Source organism: Cupriavidus sp. 05N38 (genome assembly GCF_056397345.1).
This window is the reverse complement of the sequence record NZ_JBFTNF010000071.1, coordinates 1-22,970: the sequence shown is the minus strand read 5'-3', so window position 1 is coordinate 22,970 and position 22,970 is coordinate 1. Positions and strand designations below refer to the sequence as shown.

Sequence of the window (22,970 nt, the reverse complement as noted above, 5' to 3'; positions counted from 1 at the left end):
GAGTTGATGGCGGCCCGGCGGGCGAGGTTGCCCCGCCCCGGGCCGCAAAAGGAAATCCATGAGCAAACAATTCGACGTGCTGGTGATCGGTGCCGGCCCCGGCGGCTATATCGCCGCCATCCGTGCCGGCCAGCTCGGCCTGAACGTGGCCTGCTGCGAAGGCAATGCCTACGACGATCCGAAGGACGAACCGCGCCTGGGCGGCACCTGCCTGAACGTGGGCTGCATTCCCTCCAAGGCGCTGCTGGCCTCCTCGGAAGAGTTCGAGAACGTGCAGCACCATCTCGGCGACCACGGCATCACCGTGGGCGACGTCAAGGTCGACGTGGCCAAGATGCTCAAGCGCAAGGACGACATCGTCGGCAAGATGACCAAGGGCATCGAGTTCCTGTTCCGCAAGAACAAGGTCACGCTGCTCAAGGGCTACGGCAAGTTCACCGGCAAGACCGCCGAGGGCTTCCAGGTCGAGATCGCCGGCAAGGCCGGCACCGAAGTCGTGACCGCCAAGCAGGTCATCATCGCCACCGGTTCCAAGGCGCGCCACCTGCCGGGCATCACCGTCGACAACAAGCTGATCAGCGATAACGAAGGCGCGCTCAAGTTCGCCGGCGTGCCGAAGAAGCTGGGCGTGATCGGCGCCGGCGTGATCGGCCTCGAGCTGGGCTCGGTGTGGCGCCGCCTGGGTGCCGAAGTGACCGTGCTGGAAGCGCTGCCCGCGTTCCTGGGTGCCGCCGACGATGGCGTGGCCAAGGAAGTGCAAAAGCTGCTGACCAAGCAAGGCCTGAAGTTCAGCCTCGGCGTGAAGGTCAACGAGGTCAAGACCGGCGCGGACAACGTCACCGTCAGCTACACCGACAAGGACGGCGCCGCGCAGACCCTGGAAGTGGATCGCCTGATCGTGTCGGTCGGCCGCGTGCCCAACACCGACAACCTCGGCCTGGAAGCCATCGGCCTGGCCGCGGACCAGCGCGGCTTCATCGAGGTGGACGATCACTGCGCCACCAAGGTGCCGGGCCTGTGGGCCATCGGCGACGTGGTGCGCGGCCCGATGCTGGCGCACAAGGCAGAAGACGAAGGCGTGGCCGTGGYCGAGCGCATTGTCGGCCAGAAGCCGCACATCGACTACAACTGCATTCCCTGGGTGATCTACACCTTCCCGGAAATCGCGTGGGTGGGCAAAACCGAGCAGCAGCTCAAGGCCGAAGGCCGCGAGTACAAGTCCGGCCAGTTCCCCTTCATGGCCAACGGCCGCGCGCTGGGCATGGGGCACTCGGATGGCTTCGTCAAGATGCTGGCCGACGCCAAGACCGACGAGATCCTGGGCGTGCACGTGGTCGCCGCGAACGCATCGGACCTGATCGCCGAAGCCGTGGTGGCGATGGAGTTCAAGGCCGCCAGCGAAGACATCGGCCGCACCTGCCATCCGCATCCGTCGATGTCGGAAGTCATGCGCGAAGCCGCTCTCGCCGTGGACAAGCGCCAGCTCAATATGTAAGGCGCATGCCAGCGTATTGGCCAGCGTATCATTGAGTACCGGCGCGCCGCTCCAGCGGCGCGCCGTTTTCGCTTTCGGGGGCGGCGGGATATTGGTATCCCGGTGCGCGCCTCGATATACTTCCAGGCGGGCCTGTCAGCATCAAGGCCGGCATCAGCGCAAGCAGTCAGCATGAACGTCCGTGAGTACTACGAGCAGGAACTGAAGCAACGCGGCTACACCTCCGACGAGGCGCAGCTGCGCGCCGTCGACCGGTTGCAGCAGTGCTATGACGAGTGGGTGGCGTACAAGAGCCGCCGCAACAGCACGCTGAAGAAGCTGCTGGTGCATCCGGACGTGCCCAAGGGCGTGTACCTGTGGGGCGGCGTGGGGCGCGGCAAGTCCTTCCTGATGGACAGTTTCTTTACCTGCGTGCCGGTGGTGCGCAAGACGCGCCTGCACTTCCATGAGTTCATGCGCGAGGTGCATCGCCAGCTCGAGGAGCTGCGCGGCCGTCCGGACCCGCTCGACGAACTGGCCAAGCGCATCGCGCGGCGGTTCCGCCTGATCTGCTTCGACGAGTTCCACGTCAACGACGTGGCCGATGCCATGATCCTGCACCGCCTGCTCCAGCAGCTGTTCGAGAACGGCGTGCAGTTCGTCATGACCTCCAACTACCGGYCGGACCTGCTCTATCCGGACGGCCTGCACCGCGACCGCGTGCTGCCCGCCATTGCGCTGCTGCAGCAAAAGCTCGACGTGCTCAACGTGGATGCCGGCATCGACTACCGCAAGCGCGCGCTGGAGCAGGTGCAGGCGTATCACACGCCGCTCGGCCCGGAGGCCAGCTCGGCACTCCGGCAGGCGTTCACCAGCATTGCCGGGGTGGCCGACGAGTCGCCCATCCTGCATATCGAGCATCGCGAACTGCGCGCGCTGCGCAAGGCTGGCGGGGCGGTCTGGTTCGATTTCAACACGCTATGCTGCGGGCCGCGCTCGCAGAACGATTATCTCGAACTGGCCACCCAGTTCCATACGGTGATCCTGTCGGACGTTCCCAAGATGACGCCGCGCATGTCGTCCGAGGCACGGCGCTTCACCTGGCTGATCGATGTCTTCTACGATCACAAGGTCAAGCTGCTGATCTCGGCCGAAGTGCCCGCCGACGAGTTGTACACCGAGGGCCAGATGTCCAACGAATTCCATCGCACCGTCTCGCGCATCATCGAGATGCAATCGCGCGAATACCTGGAAGCGCCGCGCCGCACCGTGGATACATCGCTGACCTGACCTGACCTGACCTGACCGGTCGACCTGGAGCGCTGGCCGCTCCGGGCGGGCCGGCGTGCCGCCGCCGCGTGGCACGCTTGATCCATATCAAGGCGGCTTGCCTGCGGGACTCATACCATGCACCTGGTAAAAAAGAGTCCCGATGCCCCCATCCTCCGCCGCTGCCGCCGCACCCATACCGATTACGCCGCCTGCCGGCACGGGCAGCGCGCCGGCCGCCGCCGGGCGTGCGGGCTGCTTTCATTGCGGCCAGCCGCTTGCGGCTGGCGCCCCCGTCTTGCGCGCCAGCATCGGTGGCGAGGACCATGTCTTCTGCTGCGGCGGCTGCCAGACACTGGCACAGACCCTGCACGGCGCCGGCTTTGGCCATCTCTACGGCGATCAGGCCCGGTTCGCCCGCCCCATCGATGATGCCGCGCGACGCGAAGCCGAGCCCATCTGGGCCGCCTACGACACGGAGGAGCTGCGAGCGCAGTTCGTGCGGCCGCTCGACGAGCGCCGCGCCGAGATCACGCTGGCGCCCGAGCATATCCGCTGCGCCGCCTGTGCGTGGCTGATCGAGCAGCACCTGGGCAGCCTGCCGGGGGTGGAATCGGTGATCGCCAACGTGGCCACGCGCCGTGTGATGGTGCGCTGGCGCGAGGCGGAGCAGCCGGTGTCTGCCTTGCTCGCCGCGCTGGCGTCGATCGGCTACCTGGCGTGGCCGTTCGAAGTGTCGCGCTCGGACCGCCAGGACCGCCACGCGCGCCGCGGCCTGCTGATGCGCATGGCGGTGGCCATGCTCGGCATGATGCAGGTCATGATGTACGCGTGGCCCATCTACACGCACGAAGCCACCATCGACCCCGGCCAGTTGCAACTGATGCGCTGGGCCAGCCTGGTGCTGACCCTGCCGGTAGTGCTGTATTCGGCTTCGCCGATCTTCGCCGGCGCATGGCGCAGCCTGCGCCGGCGTCACCTGGGCATGGACGTGCCGGTGGCGATCGGCGTCGGTGCCGGCTTCGTTGCCAGCACCATCGCCACGCTGCGCGGCAGCGGCGAGGTGTACTTCGATTCCGTCACCATGTTCGTCGCCTTCCTGTTGCTGGCGCGCTACCTGGAGCTGCGTGTGCGTCAGGCTTCGCGCAGCGGCGCCGAGATGCTGGCGCGCCAGTTGCCGTCCACCTGCGAGCGCTTGCAGGCCGAAGGCGGGGTGGGGGAGCGCGTGCCGGTGGCGCGCCTGCGCGCGGGCGACCTGATCCGGGTCAAGGCCGGCGAGGTGGTGCCCGCGGACGCGACGGTCGCGGCCGGCGCCAGCGAGCTGGACGAATCGATGCTGACCGGCGAGAGCAGGCCGGTCGCACGCGGCGTGGGCGATGCGGTGCTGGCCGGCTGCTTCAATACCGCCAGTCCGCTCGAGTTGCGCGTGGCCAGGGTGGGCGCCGCCACGCGCCTGGCCGAGATCGTCGCGGTGCTGGACCGGGCGCTGGCTGAAAAGCCGCGCCTGGCCGCCATGGCCGACCGCGTGGCGGGCTGGTTCGTCGCCGTCCTGCTGGTGCTGGCGGCGGCGGCCGGCGTGGTCTGGTGGCTGTGGGTCGATCCCGCGCGCGCGCTGCCGGTTACGGTGGCGGTGCTGGTGGTGAGCTGTCCGTGCGCGTTGTCGCTGGCAACGCCGGCGGCACTGGCCGCCGCGGGTGCGGCGCTGTCGCGGCGCGGTGTGCTGCTGACGCGCGGCCACGCGCTGGAGGCGCTGGCCGGGGTCACGGACGTGATGCTGGACAAGACCGGCACGCTGACCCAGGGGCGCTTCGCGCTGGCCGGGATACATGTGGTAGGGGCGGCCGGGGCGGACGGGGTGGACGAAGCGGCGGCCAGCCTGCGTCTGGCAGCTGCCATCGAGCGCTCGGGCGAACATCCGATCGCTCGCGGCATTGTCGAGGCGGCGCAGGCGCAAGGACTGGCCGACGACACCCATGTGGTCGGCGCCGTGCGCAACGTGCCGGGCCAGGGACTGGAAGCCGAGGTGGATGGACGGCGCCTGCGGCTGGGCCGGCGCGGCTTCGTTGCCGCGCTGGCCGGCGATGCTGGCGCGGGCAGGGCCGACACCATCGAAGCGACGCTGGCCGCCAGCGAACGCCGCGGCGCCACGCTGGTCTGGCTGGGCGATGCCGCCGGCGCGCTGGCGATCTTCGCGCTGGCCGACACCGAGCGCGAGCAGGCGGCCAGCTTGCTGGCGCAGCTACGCGAGCTTGGCGTGACCACCCACCTGGTATCGGGCGACACGCCTTCGGCGGTGGGCTGGTGGGCCGACCATTTCGGCATCGCGCGCCGCGAGGGCGGCGTCACTCCCGAGGGCAAGCGCGCATACGTGGCGCGCCTGCAGCGCGCCGGCGCGGTGGTGCTGGCGGTCGGCGACGGCATCAACGACGCGCCGGTGCTCGCGCAGGCGCAGGTGTCCATCGCCATCGGCAGCGGCGCGCCGCTGGCACAGGCCGGCGCCGACGCCGTGCTCGCGCACGGGCGCATCGCCGAGATCGCGCAGGCGCTGCGCACCGCGCGCCGCACGCGCCGCGTGGTGCGCCAGAACCTCGGCTGGGCCTTTGCCTACAACGTCATCGCCATCCCGCTGGCGGCCACCGGCCATGTCACCGCCTGGATGGCGGGCATCGGCATGTCGCTGTCGTCGCTGCTGGTGGTGGCCAATGCCTGGCGCCTGCTGCGCGCCGGCAAGACCGGAGACTGACGCATGGACATGCTTTACCTGCTGGTGCCGATGAGCCTGGTGCTGGTGGCGGTGATCGCAGGCGCCCTCTGGTGGGCGCTGCACGCCGGCCAGTACGACGATCTCGATCGTCCCGCCGAAGCCATCCTGCTGGACAACGACAAGCCTTGAGACCGGTGCCGCGGCTGCCCGCGGGCAACGCGCCAGCGAGCAAGTTCCAGGGCTTTCCGATGCGCTTGATACAGATCAAGACACCCCATGCCGGGTTTTCCTACAGTCACGTCATCAATTTCTGCTTTCTACAATCTGGGGGTCTGAATGGATGTCACCGCCGCGTCTTCTCGCGCCGACACCTTCAATTACGGCGTCGTGCGGCAATTTGCCGTCATGACGGTCGTGTGGGGGATCGTCGGCATGGCCGTCGGCGTGCTGCTCGCAGCACAGCTGATCTGGCCTGAACTCAACTTCAATACGCCGTGGCTGTCGTTCGGGCGCCTGCGTCCGCTGCATACCAATGCGGTGATCTTTGCCTTCGGCGGCAGCGCGCTGTTCGCCACCTCCTACTACGTGGTGCAGCGTACCTGCCAGGCGCGCCTGTTCTGCGGCCCGCTGGCGGCCTTCACGTTCTGGGGCTGGCAGCTTGTGATCGTGGCAGCGGCCATCACGCTGCCCATGGGCATCACCAGCTCGAAGGAATACGCCGAGCTCGAATGGCCGATCGACATCCTCATCACGCTGGTGTGGGTGGCCTACGCCATCGTGTTCTTCGGCACCATCGTCAAGCGCAAGACCCGCCATATCTACGTGGCCAACTGGTTCTTCGGCGCCTACATCCTGACCATCGCCATCCTGCATATCGTCAACAATATCGAGATGCCGGTGTCGATGTGGAAGTCCTACTCGGCTTACGCCGGCGTGCAGGACGCGATGGTGCAGTGGTGGTACGGCCATAACGCGGTGGGCTTCTTCCTGACCACCAGCTTCCTGGGCATGATGTATTACTTCATCCCCAAGCAGGCCGGTCGCCCGATCTATTCCTACCGCCTGTCGATCGTCCACTTCTGGGCGCTCAACTTCACCTATATGTGGGCCGGTCCCCACCACCTGCAATACACGGCGCTGCCCGACTGGGCGCAGTCGCTGGGCATGGTGTTCTCGCTGATCCTGCTGGCGCCGTCGTGGGGCGGCATGATCAACGGCATCATGACCTTGTCGGGTGCCTGGCACAAGCTGCGCACCGACCCCATCCTCAAGTTCCTGGTGGTGGCGCTGTCGTTCTACGGCATGGCGACGTTCGAGGGCTCGATGATGTCGATCAAGACCGTCAACGCGCTGTCGCACTACACGGACTGGACCATCGGCCACGTGCACTCCGGCGCGCTGGGCTGGGTCGCGATGATCTCCATCGGTTCGCTCTACTACCTGATCCCGCGGCTGTTCGGCGAGAAAGAGATGTACAGCGTGCGCCTGATCGAGCTGCACTTCTGGATCGCCACCATCGGCGTGGTGCTGTACATCGCCTCGATGTGGATCGCCGGCGTGATGGAAGGCCTGATGTGGCGCGCCACGCAGCCCGACGGCACGCTCACCTACGCCTTCGTGGAAGCGGTCAAGGCCAAGTACCCGTTCTACCTGATCCGTCTGCTGGGCGGCCTGTGCTTCCTCTCCGGCATGCTGCTGATGGCCTACAACGTGGCCAAGACCATCATCGGCAAGCCCGCCGTGGACGCGCCGATCCCGGCGACGGCCGCCGCCGCCGCCCACTGACTACGCCAGGAGAAATGATGTCGCAGAAACAAAGCTTCTTTTCTCACGAGACCCTGGAGAAGAACATCGGCTGGCTGATCATCTGCACCATCCTGGTGGTCAGCATCGCTGGGCTGGTCCAGATCGTGCCGCTGTTCTTCCAGCACTCCACCACCGAGCCGGACCCCGGCATCAAGCCGTATTCGCCGCTGCGCCTGATGGGCCGCGACGTCTACATCCGCGAAGGCTGCGTGGGTTGCCACTCGCAGCAGGTGCGCACGCTGCAGGCCGAGACCGAGCGCTACGGCCACTACTCGACGGCGGGCGAATCGGTCTACGACCACCCCTTCTTGTGGGGCTCCAAGCGTACCGGCCCCGACCTGGCGCGCGTGGGCGGGCGCTACTCCGAAGACTGGCAGCGCATCCACCTGCGCAACCCGCGCGACGTGGTGCCCGAATCGGTGATGCCGTCGTACCCGTGGCTCGAGAAGGCACCGTTGCCTACCGGCGACATCCGTGACCGCATGCGCGCGCTCAAGCGCCTGGGCGTGCCCTATACGGAGGCCGAGATCGAGCAGGCGCCAGCCACGCTGGAGGGCAAGACCGAGGAAGACGCGCTGGTGGCCTACCTGCAGGAACTCGGCATCAGCAAGCGCAACGTCCGCGTGGACACAGCGGCCGCGTCCGCCAAGGAGTAAGCCATGGCCATGATCACTGCATTCTCCACCGTGGTTTCGATGATCGCGTTCCTGGCGATCTGCTGGTGGGCCTGGTCGGCCGGCCGCCAGCCCGCCAACGCGGAGTCGGCGCTGCTGCCGTTCGCGCTGCCCGACGAACCGCTCGCCGCCAGCCAAGAGCGCAGCCCCGCGGGCGGCGCCAACCATACCAAGCAGGGACACTGAGTCATGAGCGACTTCTTCACGGATTTCTGGAGTTACTACATTGCCGCCATTGCGCTGGTCGGCATCGTCTGGTGCGTGTGGCTGCTGTTCTCGCAACGCAAGGTGACCAAGGTGGCGGGCGCCGGCCAGGACACCGGCCACGTGTGGGACGGCGACCTGCGCGAACTGAACAACCCGCTGCCGCGCTGGTGGATGTGGATGTTCCTGCTGGCGTGCATCTTCGGCCTGGCATACCTGGTGCTGTATCCCGGCCTCGGCTCCTACGCCGGCGTGCTCAAGTACTCCTCGCAGGGAGAACTGGCGGCGCACCGCCAGGCTGCCGAACAGGTGCAGAACGAAATCTACGGCAAGTACATGAAGATGGACGTCAAGCAGGTGGCGGCGGACCCGCAGGCGCGCGAGATCGGCCAGCGGCTGTTCCTCAACTACTGCGCGCAGTGCCACGGCTCGGACGCGCGCGGCAGCCGCGGCTTTCCCAACCTGACCGACGCCGACTGGCTGTATGGCGGCGAGCCCGCCACCATCACCCAGACCATCACCAAGGGCCGCAACGGCGTGATGCCGTCGCAGGCCGCCACCGTCGATGCAAAGCTGGCCGGCGACGTGGCGCAGTACGTGCGCTCGCTGTCGGGGCTGGCGTCCGATCCGATCCGCGCCTCGCGCGGCGAGAGCACCTTCAAGTCGACCTGCGCGGCCTGCCACGGCTCCACCGGCAAGGGCAACCAGGCGCTCGGCGCGCCCAACCTGTCGGACAACGTCTGGCTGTACGGCAGCTCGGAGGCGAGCATCGTCGACGCCATCCTGAAGGGCCACAACAACCATATGCCCGCGCACGAAGAGATCCTGACGCCCGAGCGCATCCGCATGCTGACCGCCTACGTATGGGGGCTGTCCAACAGCGGGGCAGGCACCGGGAGCGGCCAATGAGCGTGGCAGCATGCCTGCGTGACCCTTGCGCGGGCGGAGACAACAATCCATGAACGCCCCCGAACCGGAGCCGCTTGCCAGGTCTGGCACCTCGCAACCGGCCCAGCGCGAGAGCGCATCCGCCACGGCGGATGCGCAGAGCTCCGACGAAACCCTCTACGAAGTCCGCCGCAAGATCTATCCGCGCTCGGTGTCCGGCGCGTTCTCGCGCTGGCGGGTCTGGATGGTGGTCCTGACCCAGCTGTTCTTCTACGGCATGCCCTGGCTGCAATGGAATGGCCGCCAGGCCATGCTGTTCGACCTTGGCGCGCGCAAGTTCTATATCTTCGGCCTGGTGTTGTGGCCGCAGGACGTGATCTACCTCGCGGTGCTGCTGGTCATCTCCGCGCTCTCGCTGTTCCTGTTCACCGCCATCGCGGGCAGGCTGTTCTGCGGCTATGCATGTCCGCAGACGGTCTATACCGAGATTTTCATGTGGATCGAGCGGCATGTCGAAGGCGACCGCTTCGCGCGCATCCGCCTCGACGGCGATCCGTGGAGCGTACGCAAGCTGCGGCTCAAGGCCTCCAAGCATACGCTGTGGATCCTGATCGCACTGTGGACGGGCTTTACCTTCGTCGGCTACTTCTCGCCGATCCGCGCGCTCGGCGCCCAGGTGCTGAGCCTGTCGCTGGGCCCGTGGCAGACTTTCTGGATGCTGTTCTACGCGTTCGCCACCTGGGGCAACGCCGGCTTCATGCGCGAGCAGGTGTGCAAGTACATGTGCCCCTACGCACGCTTCCAGAGCGTGATGGTGGACCGCGACACCTATGTCGTGACCTACGACGTGGGCCGCGGCGAGCCGCGCGGCAGCCGCTCGCGCAAGGCCGACTACAAGGCTTCGGGCCTCGGCGATTGCGTGAACTGCAGCATCTGCGTGCAGGTATGCCCGACCGGCATCGATATCCGCGACGGCCTGCAGTACGACTGCATCGGCTGCGGCGCCTGCATCGATGCCTGCAACCAGGTCATGGACAAGATGGCGTACCCGCGCGGGCTGATCCGCTACACGTCGGAGAACGCCATGCGCCGCGCACTCTCGGAAGCGGTGGCGCGCAAGCGCCTGGTGCGTCCGCGCACGGTGGTGTACTCGGTGATCTGGCTGGCCCTGGCCGCCGGCTTCATGGCCTCGCTGGCCATGCGCACGCCGCTCAAGGTGGACATCATCCGCGACCGCGGCGCGCTCGGCCGGGAAGTGGAGGGCCGCTGGATCGAGAACGTGTACCGGCTGCAGTYGATCAACACGACCGAAGCACCGATGCGCGTCGCGATCCGCGCCGAGAGCGACGAACTGAAGGGCCTCGCGGTGGAGTACGACCACAGCGCCGGCAACCTCGATCCCACGTCGAACCGGCTGATTCCGATTCGCGTGCGCGTGCCGATCGAAGCCGCGGGCCACGGCACGCACAAGATCCAGGTCACGGTGAGCACCGCCGGCAGCGAAGCCGGAGGCGCCAGCGCCGCGGAGATCAGCCAGAGCACGAGCTTTATCGTGCCGCGCAATCTGTGACGCCGGCCGCCGGAGTCACAGGTCAAACACGCAACATAGAGGAGGCCAGATGACGCAGCAAAGCAATCCCTGGTGGAAGGAGCCCTGGCCGTGGCTGCTGATGAGCGGCCCGCTGGTCGCGATGGTGGGCTGCGGCTTCACCATCTGGCTGGCGATGTCGCATCCCGACCAGCCGGTCGTGGAGGGCGTGTCGCGGCACGGGCTGGTGGTCGAGAAGGCCCGAGGCGCCACGCGCGATGCAGTGCCGGCCGCGACGCAGGCGAGGTGACCATGAGACTGCGCTGGCTGATGTGGGTGCTGTGGCCCGGTTTCCTGGTGGGCGGCCTGACCACCGCGCTGGTGTTCTCGATGATCGATCCGGGGGACCTGCATTTCTTCGGGCAGCCGGTGGAGGCCTCGCGCGAAGCGGTCTACACGGTGGGATTCCTGTTCGCGTGGGTGCTCTGCTCGTTATCGAGCGGGCTCACGCTGTACACGATGCCGACGCGGCTGGCCGACACCGACGAGCTGGAATGAGGCGGCCGCGCCGCGCGCGCCGCCGGAGATCGGCCTGGCGGCCTAGCAGGACTTGTTGACGATCTGCTTGATGCCCGGCATGTCGACCAGCTTGACGTGGCGCTGGCGGATCTGGATCAGCCCGGCTTCCGCGAAGCGGGAGAACAGCCGGCTGACCGTCTCGAGCTTGAGCCCGAGATAGCTGCCGATTTCTTCCCGGCTCATGCGCAGCACGAATTCGGAAGACGAGTAGCCGCGCGCGGAAAGCCGCTCCGACAGATTGATCAGGAAGGTGGCGAGGCGTTCTTCGGCGCGCATCGAGCCGAGCGTGATCAGCATGACCTGGTCCTGCGAGATCTCCCGGCTCATCAGCCGCATGAACTGGTGCTGCAGGGACGGCAGGGAGCCGGACAGCGCTTCGAGATCGCCGAAGCGCACGACGCAGACTTCGGTATCCTCGAGCGCGGTGGCATCGGACGCATGCTGCATCTCGCCGAGGCCGTCCAGGCCGACGACTTCGCCGGGAAGGTGAAAGCCGGTGATCTGGGAGCGACCATCTTCCATGGTCAGGTGGGTCTTGAGCGTACCGAAGCGGATCGCATAGACGGCGGTGAGCGGGTCGCCGAGGCGGTACAGGGTCTCGCCCTTGCGTACGCGCACCCGCTCCTGCACCAGCGTATCCATTTTCTCGAGGTCCTGCTGCGACATGCCGACGGGCAGGCAGAGCTGGCCCAGCGAGCAGGTGGAGCAGCGGGGCGACATCTCGGTGATGGGAATGGAGGTGAGCAATTGGGGCCTGTCCGGTTTGGCGCAGTCAATCCAGCGCTGTGGGGCAGGCGCATGGCGTTGAGAGCTTGACGTTGAAAGCGTCGGTTTCAGGCACCGTCGGCATCAGCCCTGGCGCGCGAGTCTGGCGCGCTTGCACCCTCTGGCGGGATGCTGCGCACCGTTGCTCGTCGTCATGTCTGCGATCACGCGCATTGGCGCGGGCGCTGGGCAGGAAATCGACAGCGCCTCTGGGATCTGCGGGGGCGCGTTAGCCGCATTTTAACGCGCGAAACGTTACGACAGGGAGTAGAAGTTGACCATAGGCGTGCTTTTCAGTGTATTTACCCTGGCCTTGCTGGGTGGCGTGCACTGTGCAGCGATGTGCGGCGGGATCGCGCTGGCCGCCGAGCAGGGCGGTGTCGCGCGGGTGCCGGCGACCATCCTGCGGCGTCCCGGCCACTGGCTGATCGAGTTGCTGGTCATGCATGCCGGCCGGCTCAGCATGTATGCGGTGCTGGGGGCATTGCTCGGTGCGCTTGGCGCCGCTGCCTGGAAGGCGCAGTACCTGCCGGTGCAGCGCTGGCTGTTCGGCGCCGGCAGCGTGATGCTGGTGGTGTCGGGGCTGTGGATGCTGGGCGGGCGCACGCCCGGCGCGGGCTGGCTTGAACGGCTGGCTGCCCGCGGTGCCGGCGGCTTGCTGCTGGGCTTGGCGGCGGCCGGACGGCTCGCCGGCACGGCGTTGCCGCAAGCGCGGCTGCTGCGCCGCTATGGCATGGGGCTGGCATGGGGGCTGGTGCCGTGCGGCATGGTGTATGGCGCACTGGCCATGGCGCTGCTGGCGGGCAACGCCGCCTCCGGCGCCCTGGTGATGGCCGTGTTCGGCCTGGGCACCTTGCCCAACTTGCTGGTGATTTCGGGGCTGTCGGGCTATTTCCGGCAATGGTCGCGCCGTCCGCTGGTACGCGCCGTGGCCGGGCTCGCCGTGATCGGCTTTGGCGTGGCGGGCGTGGCGCGGGCGCTGCTTTTGCCAGAGTCGCTGGCGGCGCATGGCTTCTGCCTGGTCTTCTGAGAGGCGCTCCGGTGACGCGCCGCGCACTCGGACAGGTCGATTCGCAAGGGAAGCGGTTGCAGGTTTGCCAGGGAATGCCATACAATCGCAAGAACAGCGATATCGCGCAGCGTAATTCATCGTGGCATCGCCGGTTAGCATTCGCATCTCAGGGATGCATGCCAGGAACCCCCGGGCAGGTATGACCGCCAGGGACCGTTCCCCACCCGCCGTCCGGTTTAAAAGATTCGGTTCAAAAGACCAGCCTCGGCAGGGCGGGGCGAGATAAGCCACGCAGGTCCGATATCCGTTATTTTCTTGCGCCCGGGGCGATCGATGTCGCGCCGGACAAGTCCGCCACATCAGGGGGGAGGCGCGACGCAAGGGCTCCGTCGACCGGCAGGTAGAGCCGGTGGCCGGGCGATCTCCTGCCGGTCAGGTCCGGCATCCGATGCAAAAAAGAAAGCGCACTGCCGGCAATGCAACGAGCATGCGGTTGGCTGCGCGGACAGATGGCGGTGGCAATCCCTACCGCTGAACCCGCAATCTCCAGTGCGTCCCGGATATTCAGGGGCGCAGGTGCAAAGACAGGCTGCACGCAATCAACATGAATACCCAAGAGGCGAAGATCGTCCTCGAGACCGCGCTGATCTGTGCGCAGGAACCTTTGCGCGTCCATGACATGCGGCGGTTGTTCGCCGACGACGTCGGTGCCGACACCATCCGGGTCCTGCTCGACGAGCTGCGCCGCGACTGGGAGCAGCGCGGCGTGGAACTGGTGGCGCTGGCCAGCGGCTGGCGCTTCCAGAGCCGCCCCGCCATGCGCGAATACCTCGACCGGCTCAATCCCGAGAAGCCGCCGAAGTATTCCCGCGCGGTGATGGAGACGCTGGCGATCATCGCTTACCGGCAGCCGGTCACGCGGGGCGATATCGAGGAGATCCGCGGCGTCACGGTGAGCACCGAAGTGGTGAAGAAGCTCGAAGACCGCAGCTGGATCGAGGTCATCGGGCACCGCGACGTGCCCGGACGCCCGGCGCTGTACGCCACCACCAAGGCCTTCCTCGACGACCTTGGCCTGCGTACGCTGGACGAGCTGCCGCCGCTGGAAGACATGCAGGCGCAGTCGCAGGTCGCGTTGCTGAACCAGGAGCCGATCGATTTCGAGTCCCTGGGCAGCGTACCCGCCGGCAGCGACGAAGAAGCGTTCGCGCTGGCGGCGCCTGACGAGGCTGAGTCCGCCCAGGCGGATCCCGCCGGGCAGGCTGCTGCTGCCGAGGGTGAGGCCGAAGCTGCGGCACTGCCCGAGGCGGATGCGGAGCCGGTTCGGGAGCTGGCTACGGCAGGTGAGCCTGCAGTGCAAGCCGCTGTCGGGCCCGCAAGCGTGACGTCCGGTGCAGGCCCGGGCATCGAGGAAGAAGAATCCGCCGCCGAGGCGGAGCCCGCCGCGACCGACGGCGAGGCAGATGAAGAAGCGGAAGAGCGAGCCCCGGCCAACGGTTACCACGTGCAAGTGGCCTCCGGCGAGCAGGAGCCCGAAGCCCCGGCATCGTCGGGCATGAACCCGGCGAATCCGGCGCACCCTAGCGAGCACGATGAGCTCGACGAGCGCGTGTCCAACTGAACACCATGCAACATCCGAATGTGAATACCTTGTCCGATTCTGTTGATCAAGACGTCCGCCCGGCGGATGCGCCGGCCGGCGACGCCGGCAACGGCGCCGAAGGCGCACCGCGCCGCAAGGGCCTGCGCCGTGGCTTGCGCAACCTGGTAGCCACGCGCCGCCAGTCTGCGCAGGACCGCGAGGGCGGCCGCCCCGCCGATGGCGAGCAGGCCGCCGCTCCCGAGGCTGGTGCGTCCGACGCCCAGCCCGGACAGGGCGACGGCGCGCGCAAGGGGCGCACCCGTGGCAAGCGCAAGCCCGCCGAAGGCGAGGCGGCACAGGCCGGCGAGCAGCAGGGCGAGCGCCCGGCGCCGCGTGGGCGCCGCGCAGCCGGTGGCGACGCCGCCGGTGTGGGCGAGGCAGGTGCCGAAGTCGCCGGCGAACGCCAGCGCGACGGGGCACGACCCAACGGCGCACGCAAGCGCAAGCCTCAACAGGGTCAGGGCCAGGGTCAGCAGGGCCAGGCGCAGCCCCAGGGCCGCCGCGGCGGCGCCGAAGGCCAGCAGGGCGCAGGGCGCCAGGCAGGCAAGGGCAACAAGGGCAAGGGCGGCGGCGCACAGCGCCCGGCGCCGGGTGCGGCCGACAAGGCGCCGGCCGCTGCCGCGGCAAGCGGCGAAGATCTGTTCCGCTTCGTGATTTCCGGGCAGTACGACCAGGAAGACGCCAGCGGTGCGCGTGCCAAGGTCAAGCCAGTGCGCGAACTCTCCGCGGACGACGACGCTCCCAAGCTGCACAAGGTGCTTGCCGAAGGCGGCCTGGGCTCGCGCCGCGAGATGGAAGAACTGATCCTGCAAGGGCGCGTGTCGGTCAACGGCCTGCCGGCCCATATCGGCCAGCGTATCCTGCCGGCCGACCAGGTCCGCGTCAACGGCAAGCTGATCCACCGCCGCGTGTCGACCAAGCCGCCGCGCGTGCTGCTGTACCACAAGCCGTCCGGCGAGATCGTCAGCCAGTCGGATCCGGAAGGCCGTCCCACCGTGTTCGACAGCCTGCCGCGCATCAAGGCAGGGAAGTGGGTGGCCGTCGGCCGCCTCGACTTCAACACTGAAGGCCTGCTGATCTTCACCTCTTCGGGTGACATCGCCAACAAGTTCATGCATCCGCGCTACGGCGTGGAGCGCGAATACGCGGTGCGCACGCTGGGTGAACTGGCCGAGGCCGATCGCCAGCGCCTGCTGCACGGCATCAAGCTCGACGATGGCGAGGCCAATTTCCTGCGCATCGCCGATGGCGGCGGCGAGGGCATCAACCACTGGTATCACGTGGCGCTGACCGAAGGCCGCAACCGCGAAGTGCGTCGCATGTTCGAGGCGGTTGGCCTGACCGTGTCGCGCCTGATCCGTACCCGCTACGGCCAGTTCCTGCTGCCGCGCGGCCTCAAGCGTGGCCGCTGGCAGGAACTTGAAGCCGACGATGTGCGCGCGCTGATGGCATCCATCGGCCTGAAGGCGCCGTCGAAGGGTGACAGCCAGCCCAAGGGCGGCAACAGCAAGGTCACCGGGCGCAAGGCGCGCACCGAGGCGGCCATTGCCGGCATGCCGATGCCGACCGGCATGGACGGCCTGCCGCGCGTGAACCGCGGCAACGGTCCGCGTGGCGGCGGTGCCGGTCGTGGCCAGCCGGATCCCATGCAGACGTCGATGGGCTATATCGGTGGCCCGACCCTGCTGACGTCGCATACCACCAAGCTCGGTGGCGGCGCGGCGGGCACGCCGCGCGGCCCTGGCGGCATGGGTGGGCGCGGTGGACGTGGCGCCCGCGGCGCCAGCGGCATGGGCGGCATGGGCGGCATGGGTGGCATGGGTGGCATGGGTGGCATGGGTGGCATGGGCGGCGGCCAGGGTCGCGGCCCGCGCCGCGGCGGCGGCGGCGGCGGCGAGGCGAACGGAAATGTGATGCCGCAGCCTGGCAAGGCGAACGGCAATCGCCGTCCGCGCGGCGGCGGCCGGGACGGCAACCGCTGACGCTTTTGTAGTGCCGGGTGGCGGGGATTACGGTCGGGAAGGAGTGAGGCGCGTCGCGCATTGTCCTCCCGTCCGGGTTTCTCCCGGCTATCTCTTTGCCTTTTGCACCGCAACGGCGTATAATCCAAGTCTATTCAAAAGTCATCCTGAAAAAGGATGGGCGAATGATGGGCATTGCGCCCATTTTTTTTTGGTTCGCCCAATCCGCATGCATGCCGTCCTTGCGCGGCGCGCCGGTCGGGGTGACGGGCAGGCAAGCAGGCTGCGAAGCCGTCTTCAAAAGAAAGGCGGCAGTGCCGGTGGGCTGGGTCTGCCACGGTATTGATGGCCATTATTCGGGAATACAGTGCATCTGGCAGATTTGATCGAAACCACCCTGAACGGCATGGGGTACGAGCTGGTTGAGCTCGAGCGCGCTCCGGGCGGATTGATGCGCGTCTATATCGATCAGCCTGAAACCGGGATTGTCATCGAGGATTGCGAGAAGGTAAGCCGTCAGCTTACCCACGTGCTCACGGTCGAGAATATCGACTACGAGCGTCTCGAAGTGTCCTCGCCGGGGCTGGACCGGCCGCTCAAGAAACTGGCTGACTACGTCCGCTTTGCGGGCCAGGAAGCCAGGGTCACGCTGCGCCTCCCGGTCGACGGCCAGAAGAACTTCGTCGGCATCCTGCAGGCACCCACCGGCGAGCCGGGGGCGGAGCAGATCGGCCTGGAGTTCGACGGCAAGGACGGCACGGCACTGCTGGAATTCGCCATATCCGATGTCGATCGCGCACGCCTGGTGCCGGTGATCGACTTCAAAGGAAATCAGAAAAAAGGGAACAAGCAATGAGCCGCGAAGTTCTGTTGCTCGTCGATGCGCTTGCGCGTGAGAAGAACGTCGACAAGGATGTGGTATTCGGTGCGCTGGAAGCGGCACTCGCTTCGGCAACCAAGAAGCGCTTCGAGGAAGACGTGGATATCCGTGTCTCCATCGATCGTGAATCCGGCGAGCATGAAACGTTCCGCCGCTGGCTCGTGGTCCCCGATGAACAGGGTCTGCAGGAGCCGGACAAGCAGATCCTGATGTTCGAAGCGCGCGAGCAGAGCGCCGACATCGAGCTCGACGAGTTCATCGAAGAGCAGATCGAGTCGGTCGAGTTCGGCCGTATCGGCGCGCAGGCCGCCAAGCAGGTGATCCTGCAGAAGATCCGTGACGCCGAGCGCGAGCAGATCCTCAACGATTACCTCGACCGCGGCGAAAAGGTCATGACCGGCACCGTCAAGCGGGCCGACAAGAAGGGCCTGATCGTGGAATCCGGCCGCGTGGAAGCGCTGCTGGCCCGCGACCAGATCATCCCGAAGGAAAATCTGCGCACCGGCGACCGCGTCCGCGCCTATATTCTGAACGTGGACCGCACCGCGCGCGGGCCCCAGATCGAGCTCTCGCGCACTGCGCCCGAGTTCCTGATCAAGCTCTTCGAGAACGAAGTGCCGGAGATGGAACAAGGCCTGCTGGAGATCAAGGCGGCTGCCCGCGACCCTGGCGTGCGCGCCAAGATCGCCGTGGTGGCGCATGACAAGCGCATCGATCCCATCGGCACTTGTGTCGGTGTGCGCGGCACGCGGGTGACCGCGGTGCGCAACGAGATCGGCGGCGAGGCGGTTGATATCGTACTGTGGTCGGAAGATCCGGCGCAGTTCGTGATCGGCGCGCTGGCGCCGGCGCAGGTACAGTCCATCGTGGTGGACGAGGAAAAGCACAGCATGGACGTGGTGGTGGACGAGGAAAATCTCGCCGTCTCCATCGGACGCAGCGGGCAGAACGTACGCCTGGCGTCCGAACTGACCGGCTGGCAGATCAACATCATGACGCAGGAAGAATCGGCGCAGAAGCAGGCCGAGGAAAGCGACGTGGTGCGCAAGTTGTTCATGGCCAAGCTGGACGTGGACGAGGAAGTGGCCGACATCCTGATCGACGAAGGATTCTCCACGCTGGAAGAAGTGGCCTATGTGCCCATCAGCGAGATGCTGGAGATCGATGCCTTCGACGAAGACACCGTCAACGAGTTGCGCAACCGCGCACGCGATGCACTCCTGACGATGGAACTGGCCCGGGAAGAAAAGGTGGAAGAGGTGTCGCAGGACCTGCGCTCCCTCGACGGCCTGACCCCGGAACTGATCGGCAAGCTGGCCGAAGGCAGTATCCATACGCGTGACGAACTCGCCGAACTGGCAGTCGACGAACTGGTCGAGATGGTCGGCCTGGGCGAAGAAGAGGCCCGCGCGTTGATCATGAAAGCACGGGAACATTGGTTTAACTGAGGGACACGCTCAACCAGATTGACTGAGCGCGTATTCCGCACACGACTGTCCCGACGTATAAACCGAGCATTGAAAGGGTTTGAATGGCAAGCACAACAGTTGCCCAACTGGCCGCAGAACTGAGCCGCAGCGCAGCTGCCCTGCTGGAACAATTGCAGGCAGCTGGGGTGGGCAAGGTGACGCCTGAAGACATCATCACCGAATCCGACAAGACCAGGTTGCTGGACTACCTCAAGCGTTCGCACGGTCAGGCCGACGACAGCTCGCGCAAGAAGATCACGCTGACCAAGCGTGAGACTTCCGAGATCCGGCAGGCTGATTCCACCGGCAAGACGCGTACGGTACAGGTCGAGGTGCGCAAGAAGCGTGTCCTGATCAAGCGTGACGAGGCGGCTCCCGAGGGCGCAGCCGATGGCCACGACGCCGCCGACGTTCAGGTCGATGCGGCCGAGCAGGCGCGCCAGGATGAGGAAGCCCGTCAGCAGGCAGAACTGCTAGCGCGCCAGGAAGCCGAGCTGAAGGCCCGCCAGGAGGCGGCCGAACGCGAGGAAGCCGAACGCCGCGCCAAGCAGGAAGCACTTGAGGCCGAGGAGCGCCGCCAGGCTGAACTCGCCGCCCGCAAGGCGGAAGAGGAAGCTGCCGCGCTACGCGCTGCGGCCGCCACGGCTGCGCCCGAAGACGACGATTCGCGCAAGAAGGCCGAGGACGACAAGAATCGCCTGGCCGCCGAACGCGCCGCCGCACAGAAGGCCGCCGACGAAGCCAAGCAGGCTGCCGACAAGGCGCGTGCCGAGCAGGACGCAGCGCGCAAGCGCCGCGAGGCTGCCGAGGCCGAGGCCCGTGCCATTCAGCAGATGCTGAATGCGCCGGCGCGCGTGCTCAAGGCGCCGTCCGAACGCAAGGCCGAGGAAAAGAAGGCCGAGCAGACCGGCACGCTGCACAAGCCGGTCAAGGCGCCTGGCACCGAGGTCAAGAAGGAAGACAAGAAGCCCGCCACCACGGCAACCGCCACCACCACGGTCGACAAGAAGACCGGCAAGGTGGTCAAGGCCGGCACTTCCTCGACCTGGCAGGACGAAGGCTCGAAGAAGAAGGGCAGCGGCCTGAAGACACGCGGCGATTCGTCGGGTGGCGTGGGCGGCTGGCGCGGTGGTCCGCGCGGCCGTGGCAATCGCCACCAGCAGGACGATCGCGGCACCAACTTCCAGGCGCCGACGGAACCGGTGGTGCGCGAAGTGCACGTTCCCGAAACCATTTCGGTGGCGGATCTCGCCCACAAGATGGCCGTCAAGGCATCCGAGGTCATCAAGCAGATGATGAAACTCGGCCAGATGGTGACCATCAACCAGGTGCTGGACCAGGAAACCGCCATGATCGTGGTGGAAGAAATGGGCCACAAGGCGTTTGCCGCCAAGCTGGACGATCCGGAAGCGCTGCTGGTGGTGGGCGGCGAGGAACACACCGACGCCGAGCAACTGCCGCGCCCGCCGGTGGTGACCGTGATGGGTCACGTCGACCACGGCAAGACCTCGCTGCTGGACTACATCCGTCGCGCAAAGGTCGCGGCTGGCGAAGCCGGCGGCATTACGCAGCATATCGGTGCCTACCATGTGGAAACCGAGCGCGGCGTGATCACCTTCCTCGACACCCCGGGTCACGAGGCCTTCACGGCCATGCGTGCACGCGGTGCCAAGGCGACCGACATTGTCATCCTGGTGGTGGCCGCGGACGACGGCGTGATGCCGCAGACCAAGGAAGCCATCGCCCACGCCAAGGCGGCGGGCGTGCCCATCGTGGTGGCGATCAACAAGATCGACAAGCCCGAAGCCAACCCGGACCGCGTCAAGCAGGAACTGGTGGCCGAGCAGGTGCTGCCGGAAGAATACGGCGGTGACTCGCCGTTCGTGCCGGTGTCCGCCAAGACCGGCACCGGCATCGACGACCTRCTCGAGCAAGTGCTGCTGCAGGCCGAAGTGCTGGAACTGAAGGCWCCGGTGGATGCCCCGGCCAAGGGCCTGGTGGTGGAAGCCCAGCTCGACAAGGGCAAGGGCCCGATCGCGACCATCCTGGTCACCAGCGGCACGCTCAAGCGTGGCGACGTGGTGCTGGCTGGCAGCGCTTACGGCCGCGTGCGCGCCATGCTGGACGAAACCGGCAAGCCGACCAAGGAAGCGGGTCCCTCGATTCCGGTCGAGATCCAGGGCCTGTCCGAAGTGCCGGCCGCCGGTGAAGAAGTGCTGGTGCTGCCCGACGAGCGCAAGGCGCGCGAAATCGCGCTGTTCCGCCAGGGCAAGTTCCGCGACGTCAAGCTGGCCAAGCAGCAGGCGGCCAAGCTGGAGACCATGCTGGAGCAGATGAGCGAAGGCGAAGTACAGACGCTGCCGCTGATCGTGAAGGCCGACGTGCAGGGTTCGCAGGAAGCGCTGGTGCAGTCCCTGCAGAAGCTCTCCACCGACGAAGTGCGCGTGCAGATCGTGCACGGCGGCGTGGGCGRCATCTCGGAGTCGGACGTCAACCTGGCCACGGCCTCGAAGGCGGTCATCATCGGCTTCAACGTGCGTGCCGATGCCGGCGCGCGCAAGCTGGCCGAGAACAACGGCATCGACATCCGCTACTACAACATCATTTACGATGCGGTAGACGAGATCAAGGCGGCGATGTCGGGCATGCTGGCTCCGGAAAAGCGCGAAGTCACGCTCGGTACGGTCGAGGTGCGCCAGGTGTTCCGCGTGCCGAAGATCGGTGCGGTGGCCGGTTGTATGGTCACCGATGGCCTGGTCAAGCGTACCGCCCTGGTACGGGTGCTGCGCAACAACGTGGTCATCCATACCGGCGAGCTCGATTCGCTCAAGCGCTTCAAGGACGACGTCAAGGAAGTCAAGCAAGGCTTCGAATGCGGTCTGTCGATCAAGAACTTCAACGACGTTCAGGAAGGCGACCAGCTCGAGGTTTATGAAATCACCGAGGTGGCGCGCACGCTGTAAGGCGTGGCGCGTGCGGCGGCCCCATCCGCGGATGGGGCCGCCGCGGCCGTCTCGATAAAACCGCATTGAATGGCCAAGAAAGGCAATATCTCCTCTCGCAATCTCCGGATTTCCGACCAGATCCAGCGTGACCTGGCCGCGATGATCGCGCGCGAGTTGCGCGATCCCCGCCTGGGGCTCGTCACGCTGCAGTCGGTCACCCTGACGCCCGACTACGCGCATGCCAAGGTGTACTTCACCGTGCTTGGCGCCGATGCCGCAGTCGCGCAGGGCATCCTCAACGAAAAGGCCGGCTACCTGCATTCGCTGCTGTTCAAGCAACTGCATATCCATACCGTGCCGACGCTGCACTTCCATCACGACACCTCGGTCGAACAAGCCATCGAGATGTCCAAGCTGATCAGCGAAGCCAACTCGACGCGCGCGAAAGAAGACTGAAGAAAGCGGCCCGTCATTGCGGGCCGTTTTTTCATCCTCCGTGCTTCCGTCTGTCTGCCTGGCCGTTTCCCTCGCCCGTCTTTCCCCCCTCATGACCGATCCGAAAACCAATCGCCCGCCCCGGCAACCGCGCCGCGAGGTGCACGGCGTGCTGCTGCTCGACAAGCCGCTGGGCCTGTCGTCCAACGATGCGCTGGTGCGCGCCAAGCGCATGCTGCGCGCGCTCAAGGCTGGGCATACCGGCACGCTCGACCCGCTCGCCACCGGCCTGCTGCCGCTGTGCTTCGGCGAGGCCACCAAGTTCTCGCAGGACCTGCTCGAGGCCGACAAGACCTATGAGGCCGAGGTGCGCCTGGGCATCCGCACCGCCACCGGCGATGCGGAAGGCGAGGTGATCGCCGAGCGCGAGGTGGCGTGTGACACCGAGGCACTGCGCGTGGCGATCGCGCGCTTCACCGGCGAGATCGAGCAGGTGCCGCCCATGCACTCGGCGCTCAAGAAGGACGGCCGCCCGCTGTACGAATACGCGCGCGCCGGCCAGACCGTGGAGCGGGCGGCGCGCCGCGTCACCATCCATGAGATCACGCTGCTCGGCTGCGGCCTGCCCGCGGCGCCCACCTTCACCATGCGGGTGACCTGCAGCAAGGGCACCTATATCCGCACGCTGGCCGAGGATATCGGCGAAGCGCTGGGCTGCGGCGCGCACCTCACGGG

General features: G+C 66.8%; 21 protein-coding genes. 20 read left to right on the top strand and 1 reads right to left on the bottom strand.

Going from position 1 to position 22,970, the window contains the following annotated elements; genetic code table 11:
- Positions 1–58: 58 nt before the first annotated feature.
- The 11 genes from lpdA (at position 59) to AC1DK4_RS34245 (ending at position 11,105) form a co-directional block, all read left to right on the top strand.
- A complete protein-coding gene (gene lpdA, locus AC1DK4_RS34295) occupies positions 59–1,495 on the top strand; it encodes a dihydrolipoyl dehydrogenase (protein WP_477132067.1) in 1,437 nt (478 codons plus the stop codon).
- Positions 1,496–1,666: 171 nt separating this feature from the next.
- The gene (gene zapE, locus AC1DK4_RS34290) at positions 1,667–2,764 is read left to right on the top strand and encodes a cell division protein ZapE (RefSeq protein WP_477132066.1); all 1,098 of its coding nucleotides are present in this window, start codon (positions 1,667–1,669) and stop codon (positions 2,762–2,764) included.
- A 142-nt stretch (positions 2,765–2,906) separates the two neighbouring features.
- The gene (locus AC1DK4_RS34285) at positions 2,907–5,486 is read left to right on the top strand and encodes a heavy metal translocating P-type ATPase (protein ID WP_441623913.1); all 2,580 of its coding nucleotides are present in this window, start codon (positions 2,907–2,909) and stop codon (positions 5,484–5,486) included.
- Between the two features lie 3 nt (positions 5,487–5,489).
- Positions 5,490–5,636, top strand: a complete 147-nt coding sequence (gene ccoS / locus AC1DK4_RS34280; protein WP_020206636.1) for a cbb3-type cytochrome oxidase assembly protein CcoS — start codon at positions 5,490–5,492, stop codon at positions 5,634–5,636.
- Between the two features lie 147 nt (positions 5,637–5,783).
- Complete coding sequence (ccoN, locus tag AC1DK4_RS34275) at positions 5,784–7,232, top strand: cytochrome-c oxidase, cbb3-type subunit I (protein WP_441643518.1); 1,449 nt, start codon at positions 5,784–5,786, stop codon at positions 7,230–7,232.
- A 17-nt stretch (positions 7,233–7,249) separates the two neighbouring features.
- Positions 7,250–7,909 carry a cytochrome-c oxidase, cbb3-type subunit II gene (ccoO, locus tag AC1DK4_RS34270; RefSeq protein WP_441623909.1) on the top strand — a complete coding sequence of 220 codons (660 nt, stop codon included), beginning with the start codon at positions 7,250–7,252 and terminating at the stop codon, positions 7,907–7,909.
- A 3-nt stretch (positions 7,910–7,912) separates the two neighbouring features.
- Positions 7,913–8,113 carry a cbb3-type cytochrome oxidase subunit 3 gene (locus AC1DK4_RS34265; RefSeq protein WP_441623907.1) on the top strand — a complete coding sequence of 67 codons (201 nt, stop codon included), beginning with the start codon at positions 7,913–7,915 and terminating at the stop codon, positions 8,111–8,113.
- A 3-nt stretch (positions 8,114–8,116) separates the two neighbouring features.
- Positions 8,117–9,040: a cytochrome-c oxidase, cbb3-type subunit III gene (gene ccoP / locus AC1DK4_RS34260; RefSeq protein ID WP_441623906.1), complete on the top strand. Its 924-nt coding sequence runs from the start codon at positions 8,117–8,119 to the stop codon at positions 9,038–9,040.
- Between the two features lie 49 nt (positions 9,041–9,089).
- Positions 9,090–10,589, top strand: a complete 1,500-nt coding sequence (ccoG, locus tag AC1DK4_RS34255) for a cytochrome c oxidase accessory protein CcoG (protein WP_477132065.1) — start codon at positions 9,090–9,092, stop codon at positions 10,587–10,589.
- Between the two features lie 49 nt (positions 10,590–10,638).
- Entirely contained in the window at positions 10,639–10,857 is a 219-nt protein-coding gene (locus AC1DK4_RS34250) for a FixH family protein (protein WP_441623902.1), read from the top strand.
- Between the two features lie 2 nt (positions 10,858–10,859).
- Positions 10,860–11,105 (top strand): hypothetical protein, encoded by a 246-nt coding sequence (locus AC1DK4_RS34245; RefSeq protein WP_441623900.1) that lies wholly within the window; start codon positions 10,860–10,862, stop codon positions 11,103–11,105.
- Between the two features lie 42 nt (positions 11,106–11,147).
- Here AC1DK4_RS34245 and fnr read toward each other — a convergent pair whose 3' ends face one another.
- Entirely contained in the window at positions 11,148–11,873 is a 726-nt protein-coding gene (fnr, locus tag AC1DK4_RS34240; protein ID WP_441623898.1) for a fumarate/nitrate reduction transcriptional regulator Fnr, read from the bottom strand.
- Positions 11,874–12,165: 292 nt separating this feature from the next.
- Here fnr and AC1DK4_RS34235 point away from each other — a divergent pair, with 292 nt between their 5' ends.
- From AC1DK4_RS34235 to truB, 9 genes are all read left to right on the top strand, one after another.
- On the top strand, positions 12,166–12,921 hold the full coding sequence (locus AC1DK4_RS34235) for a sulfite exporter TauE/SafE family protein (RefSeq protein ID WP_441623896.1): 756 nt from the start codon (positions 12,166–12,168) through the stop codon (positions 12,919–12,921).
- Between the two features lie 586 nt (positions 12,922–13,507).
- Positions 13,508–14,524, top strand: coding sequence for an SMC-Scp complex subunit ScpB (gene scpB, locus AC1DK4_RS34230; RefSeq protein WP_441623894.1), 1,017 nt, complete (start codon positions 13,508–13,510; stop codon positions 14,522–14,524).
- Positions 14,525–14,529: 5 nt separating this feature from the next.
- Entirely contained in the window at positions 14,530–16,527 is a 1,998-nt protein-coding gene (rluB, locus tag AC1DK4_RS34225; protein ID WP_441623892.1) for a 23S rRNA pseudouridine(2605) synthase RluB, read from the top strand.
- Positions 16,528–16,691: 164 nt separating this feature from the next.
- Complete coding sequence (locus AC1DK4_RS34220) at positions 16,692–16,892, top strand: hypothetical protein (RefSeq protein ID WP_441623890.1); 201 nt, start codon at positions 16,692–16,694, stop codon at positions 16,890–16,892.
- Positions 16,874–17,362 (top strand): ribosome maturation factor RimP, encoded by a 489-nt coding sequence (gene rimP, locus AC1DK4_RS34215; RefSeq protein ID WP_441623888.1) that lies wholly within the window; start codon positions 16,874–16,876, stop codon positions 17,360–17,362. Before AC1DK4_RS34220 ends, rimP begins: the two co-directional genes overlap by 19 nt.
- On the top strand, positions 17,359–18,834 hold the full coding sequence (gene nusA, locus AC1DK4_RS34210) for a transcription termination factor NusA (RefSeq protein ID WP_441623886.1): 1,476 nt from the start codon (positions 17,359–17,361) through the stop codon (positions 18,832–18,834). The genes rimP and nusA overlap by 4 nt, the downstream gene beginning before the upstream one ends.
- An 83-nt stretch (positions 18,835–18,917) precedes the next feature.
- Positions 18,918–21,818, top strand: coding sequence for a translation initiation factor IF-2 (infB, locus tag AC1DK4_RS34205; protein ID WP_477132064.1), 2,901 nt, complete (start codon positions 18,918–18,920; stop codon positions 21,816–21,818).
- A 69-nt stretch (positions 21,819–21,887) separates the two neighbouring features.
- The gene (gene rbfA / locus AC1DK4_RS34200; RefSeq protein WP_441623884.1) at positions 21,888–22,256 is read left to right on the top strand and encodes a 30S ribosome-binding factor RbfA; all 369 of its coding nucleotides are present in this window, start codon (positions 21,888–21,890) and stop codon (positions 22,254–22,256) included.
- Positions 22,257–22,347: 91 nt separating this feature from the next.
- Positions 22,348–22,970: tRNA pseudouridine(55) synthase TruB (gene truB / locus AC1DK4_RS34195; RefSeq protein WP_477132063.1), on the top strand; the 623-nt coding region annotated here is incomplete at its 3' end.

Bases quoted from the DNA above. Each gene is read 5' to 3' on its own strand.
- AC1DK4_RS34285 (WP_441623913.1), top strand. From the start codon at position 2,907: ATGCCCCCATCCTCCGCCGCTGCCGCCGCACCCATACCGATTACGCCG.
- ccoS (WP_020206636.1), top strand. From the start codon at position 5,490: ATGGACATGCTTTACCTGCTGGTGCCGATGAGCCTGGTGCTGGTGGCG.
- ccoN (WP_441643518.1), top strand. From the start codon at position 5,784: ATGGATGTCACCGCCGCGTCTTCTCGCGCCGACACCTTCAATTACGGC.
- ccoO (WP_441623909.1), top strand. From the start codon at position 7,250: ATGTCGCAGAAACAAAGCTTCTTTTCTCACGAGACCCTGGAGAAGAAC.
- AC1DK4_RS34265 (WP_441623907.1), top strand. From the start codon at position 7,913: ATGGCCATGATCACTGCATTCTCCACCGTGGTTTCGATGATCGCGTTC.
- ccoP (WP_441623906.1), top strand. From the start codon at position 8,117: ATGAGCGACTTCTTCACGGATTTCTGGAGTTACTACATTGCCGCCATT.
- AC1DK4_RS34250 (WP_441623902.1), top strand. From the start codon at position 10,639: ATGACGCAGCAAAGCAATCCCTGGTGGAAGGAGCCCTGGCCGTGGCTG.
- AC1DK4_RS34245 (WP_441623900.1), top strand. From the start codon at position 10,860: ATGAGACTGCGCTGGCTGATGTGGGTGCTGTGGCCCGGTTTCCTGGTG.
- scpB (WP_441623894.1), top strand. From the start codon at position 13,508: ATGAATACCCAAGAGGCGAAGATCGTCCTCGAGACCGCGCTGATCTGT.
- rluB (WP_441623892.1), top strand. From the start codon at position 14,530: ATGCAACATCCGAATGTGAATACCTTGTCCGATTCTGTTGATCAAGAC.
- AC1DK4_RS34220 (WP_441623890.1), top strand. From the start codon at position 16,692: ATGATGGGCATTGCGCCCATTTTTTTTTGGTTCGCCCAATCCGCATGC.
- nusA (WP_441623886.1), top strand. From the start codon at position 17,359: ATGAGCCGCGAAGTTCTGTTGCTCGTCGATGCGCTTGCGCGTGAGAAG.
- rbfA (WP_441623884.1), top strand. From the start codon at position 21,888: ATGGCCAAGAAAGGCAATATCTCCTCTCGCAATCTCCGGATTTCCGAC.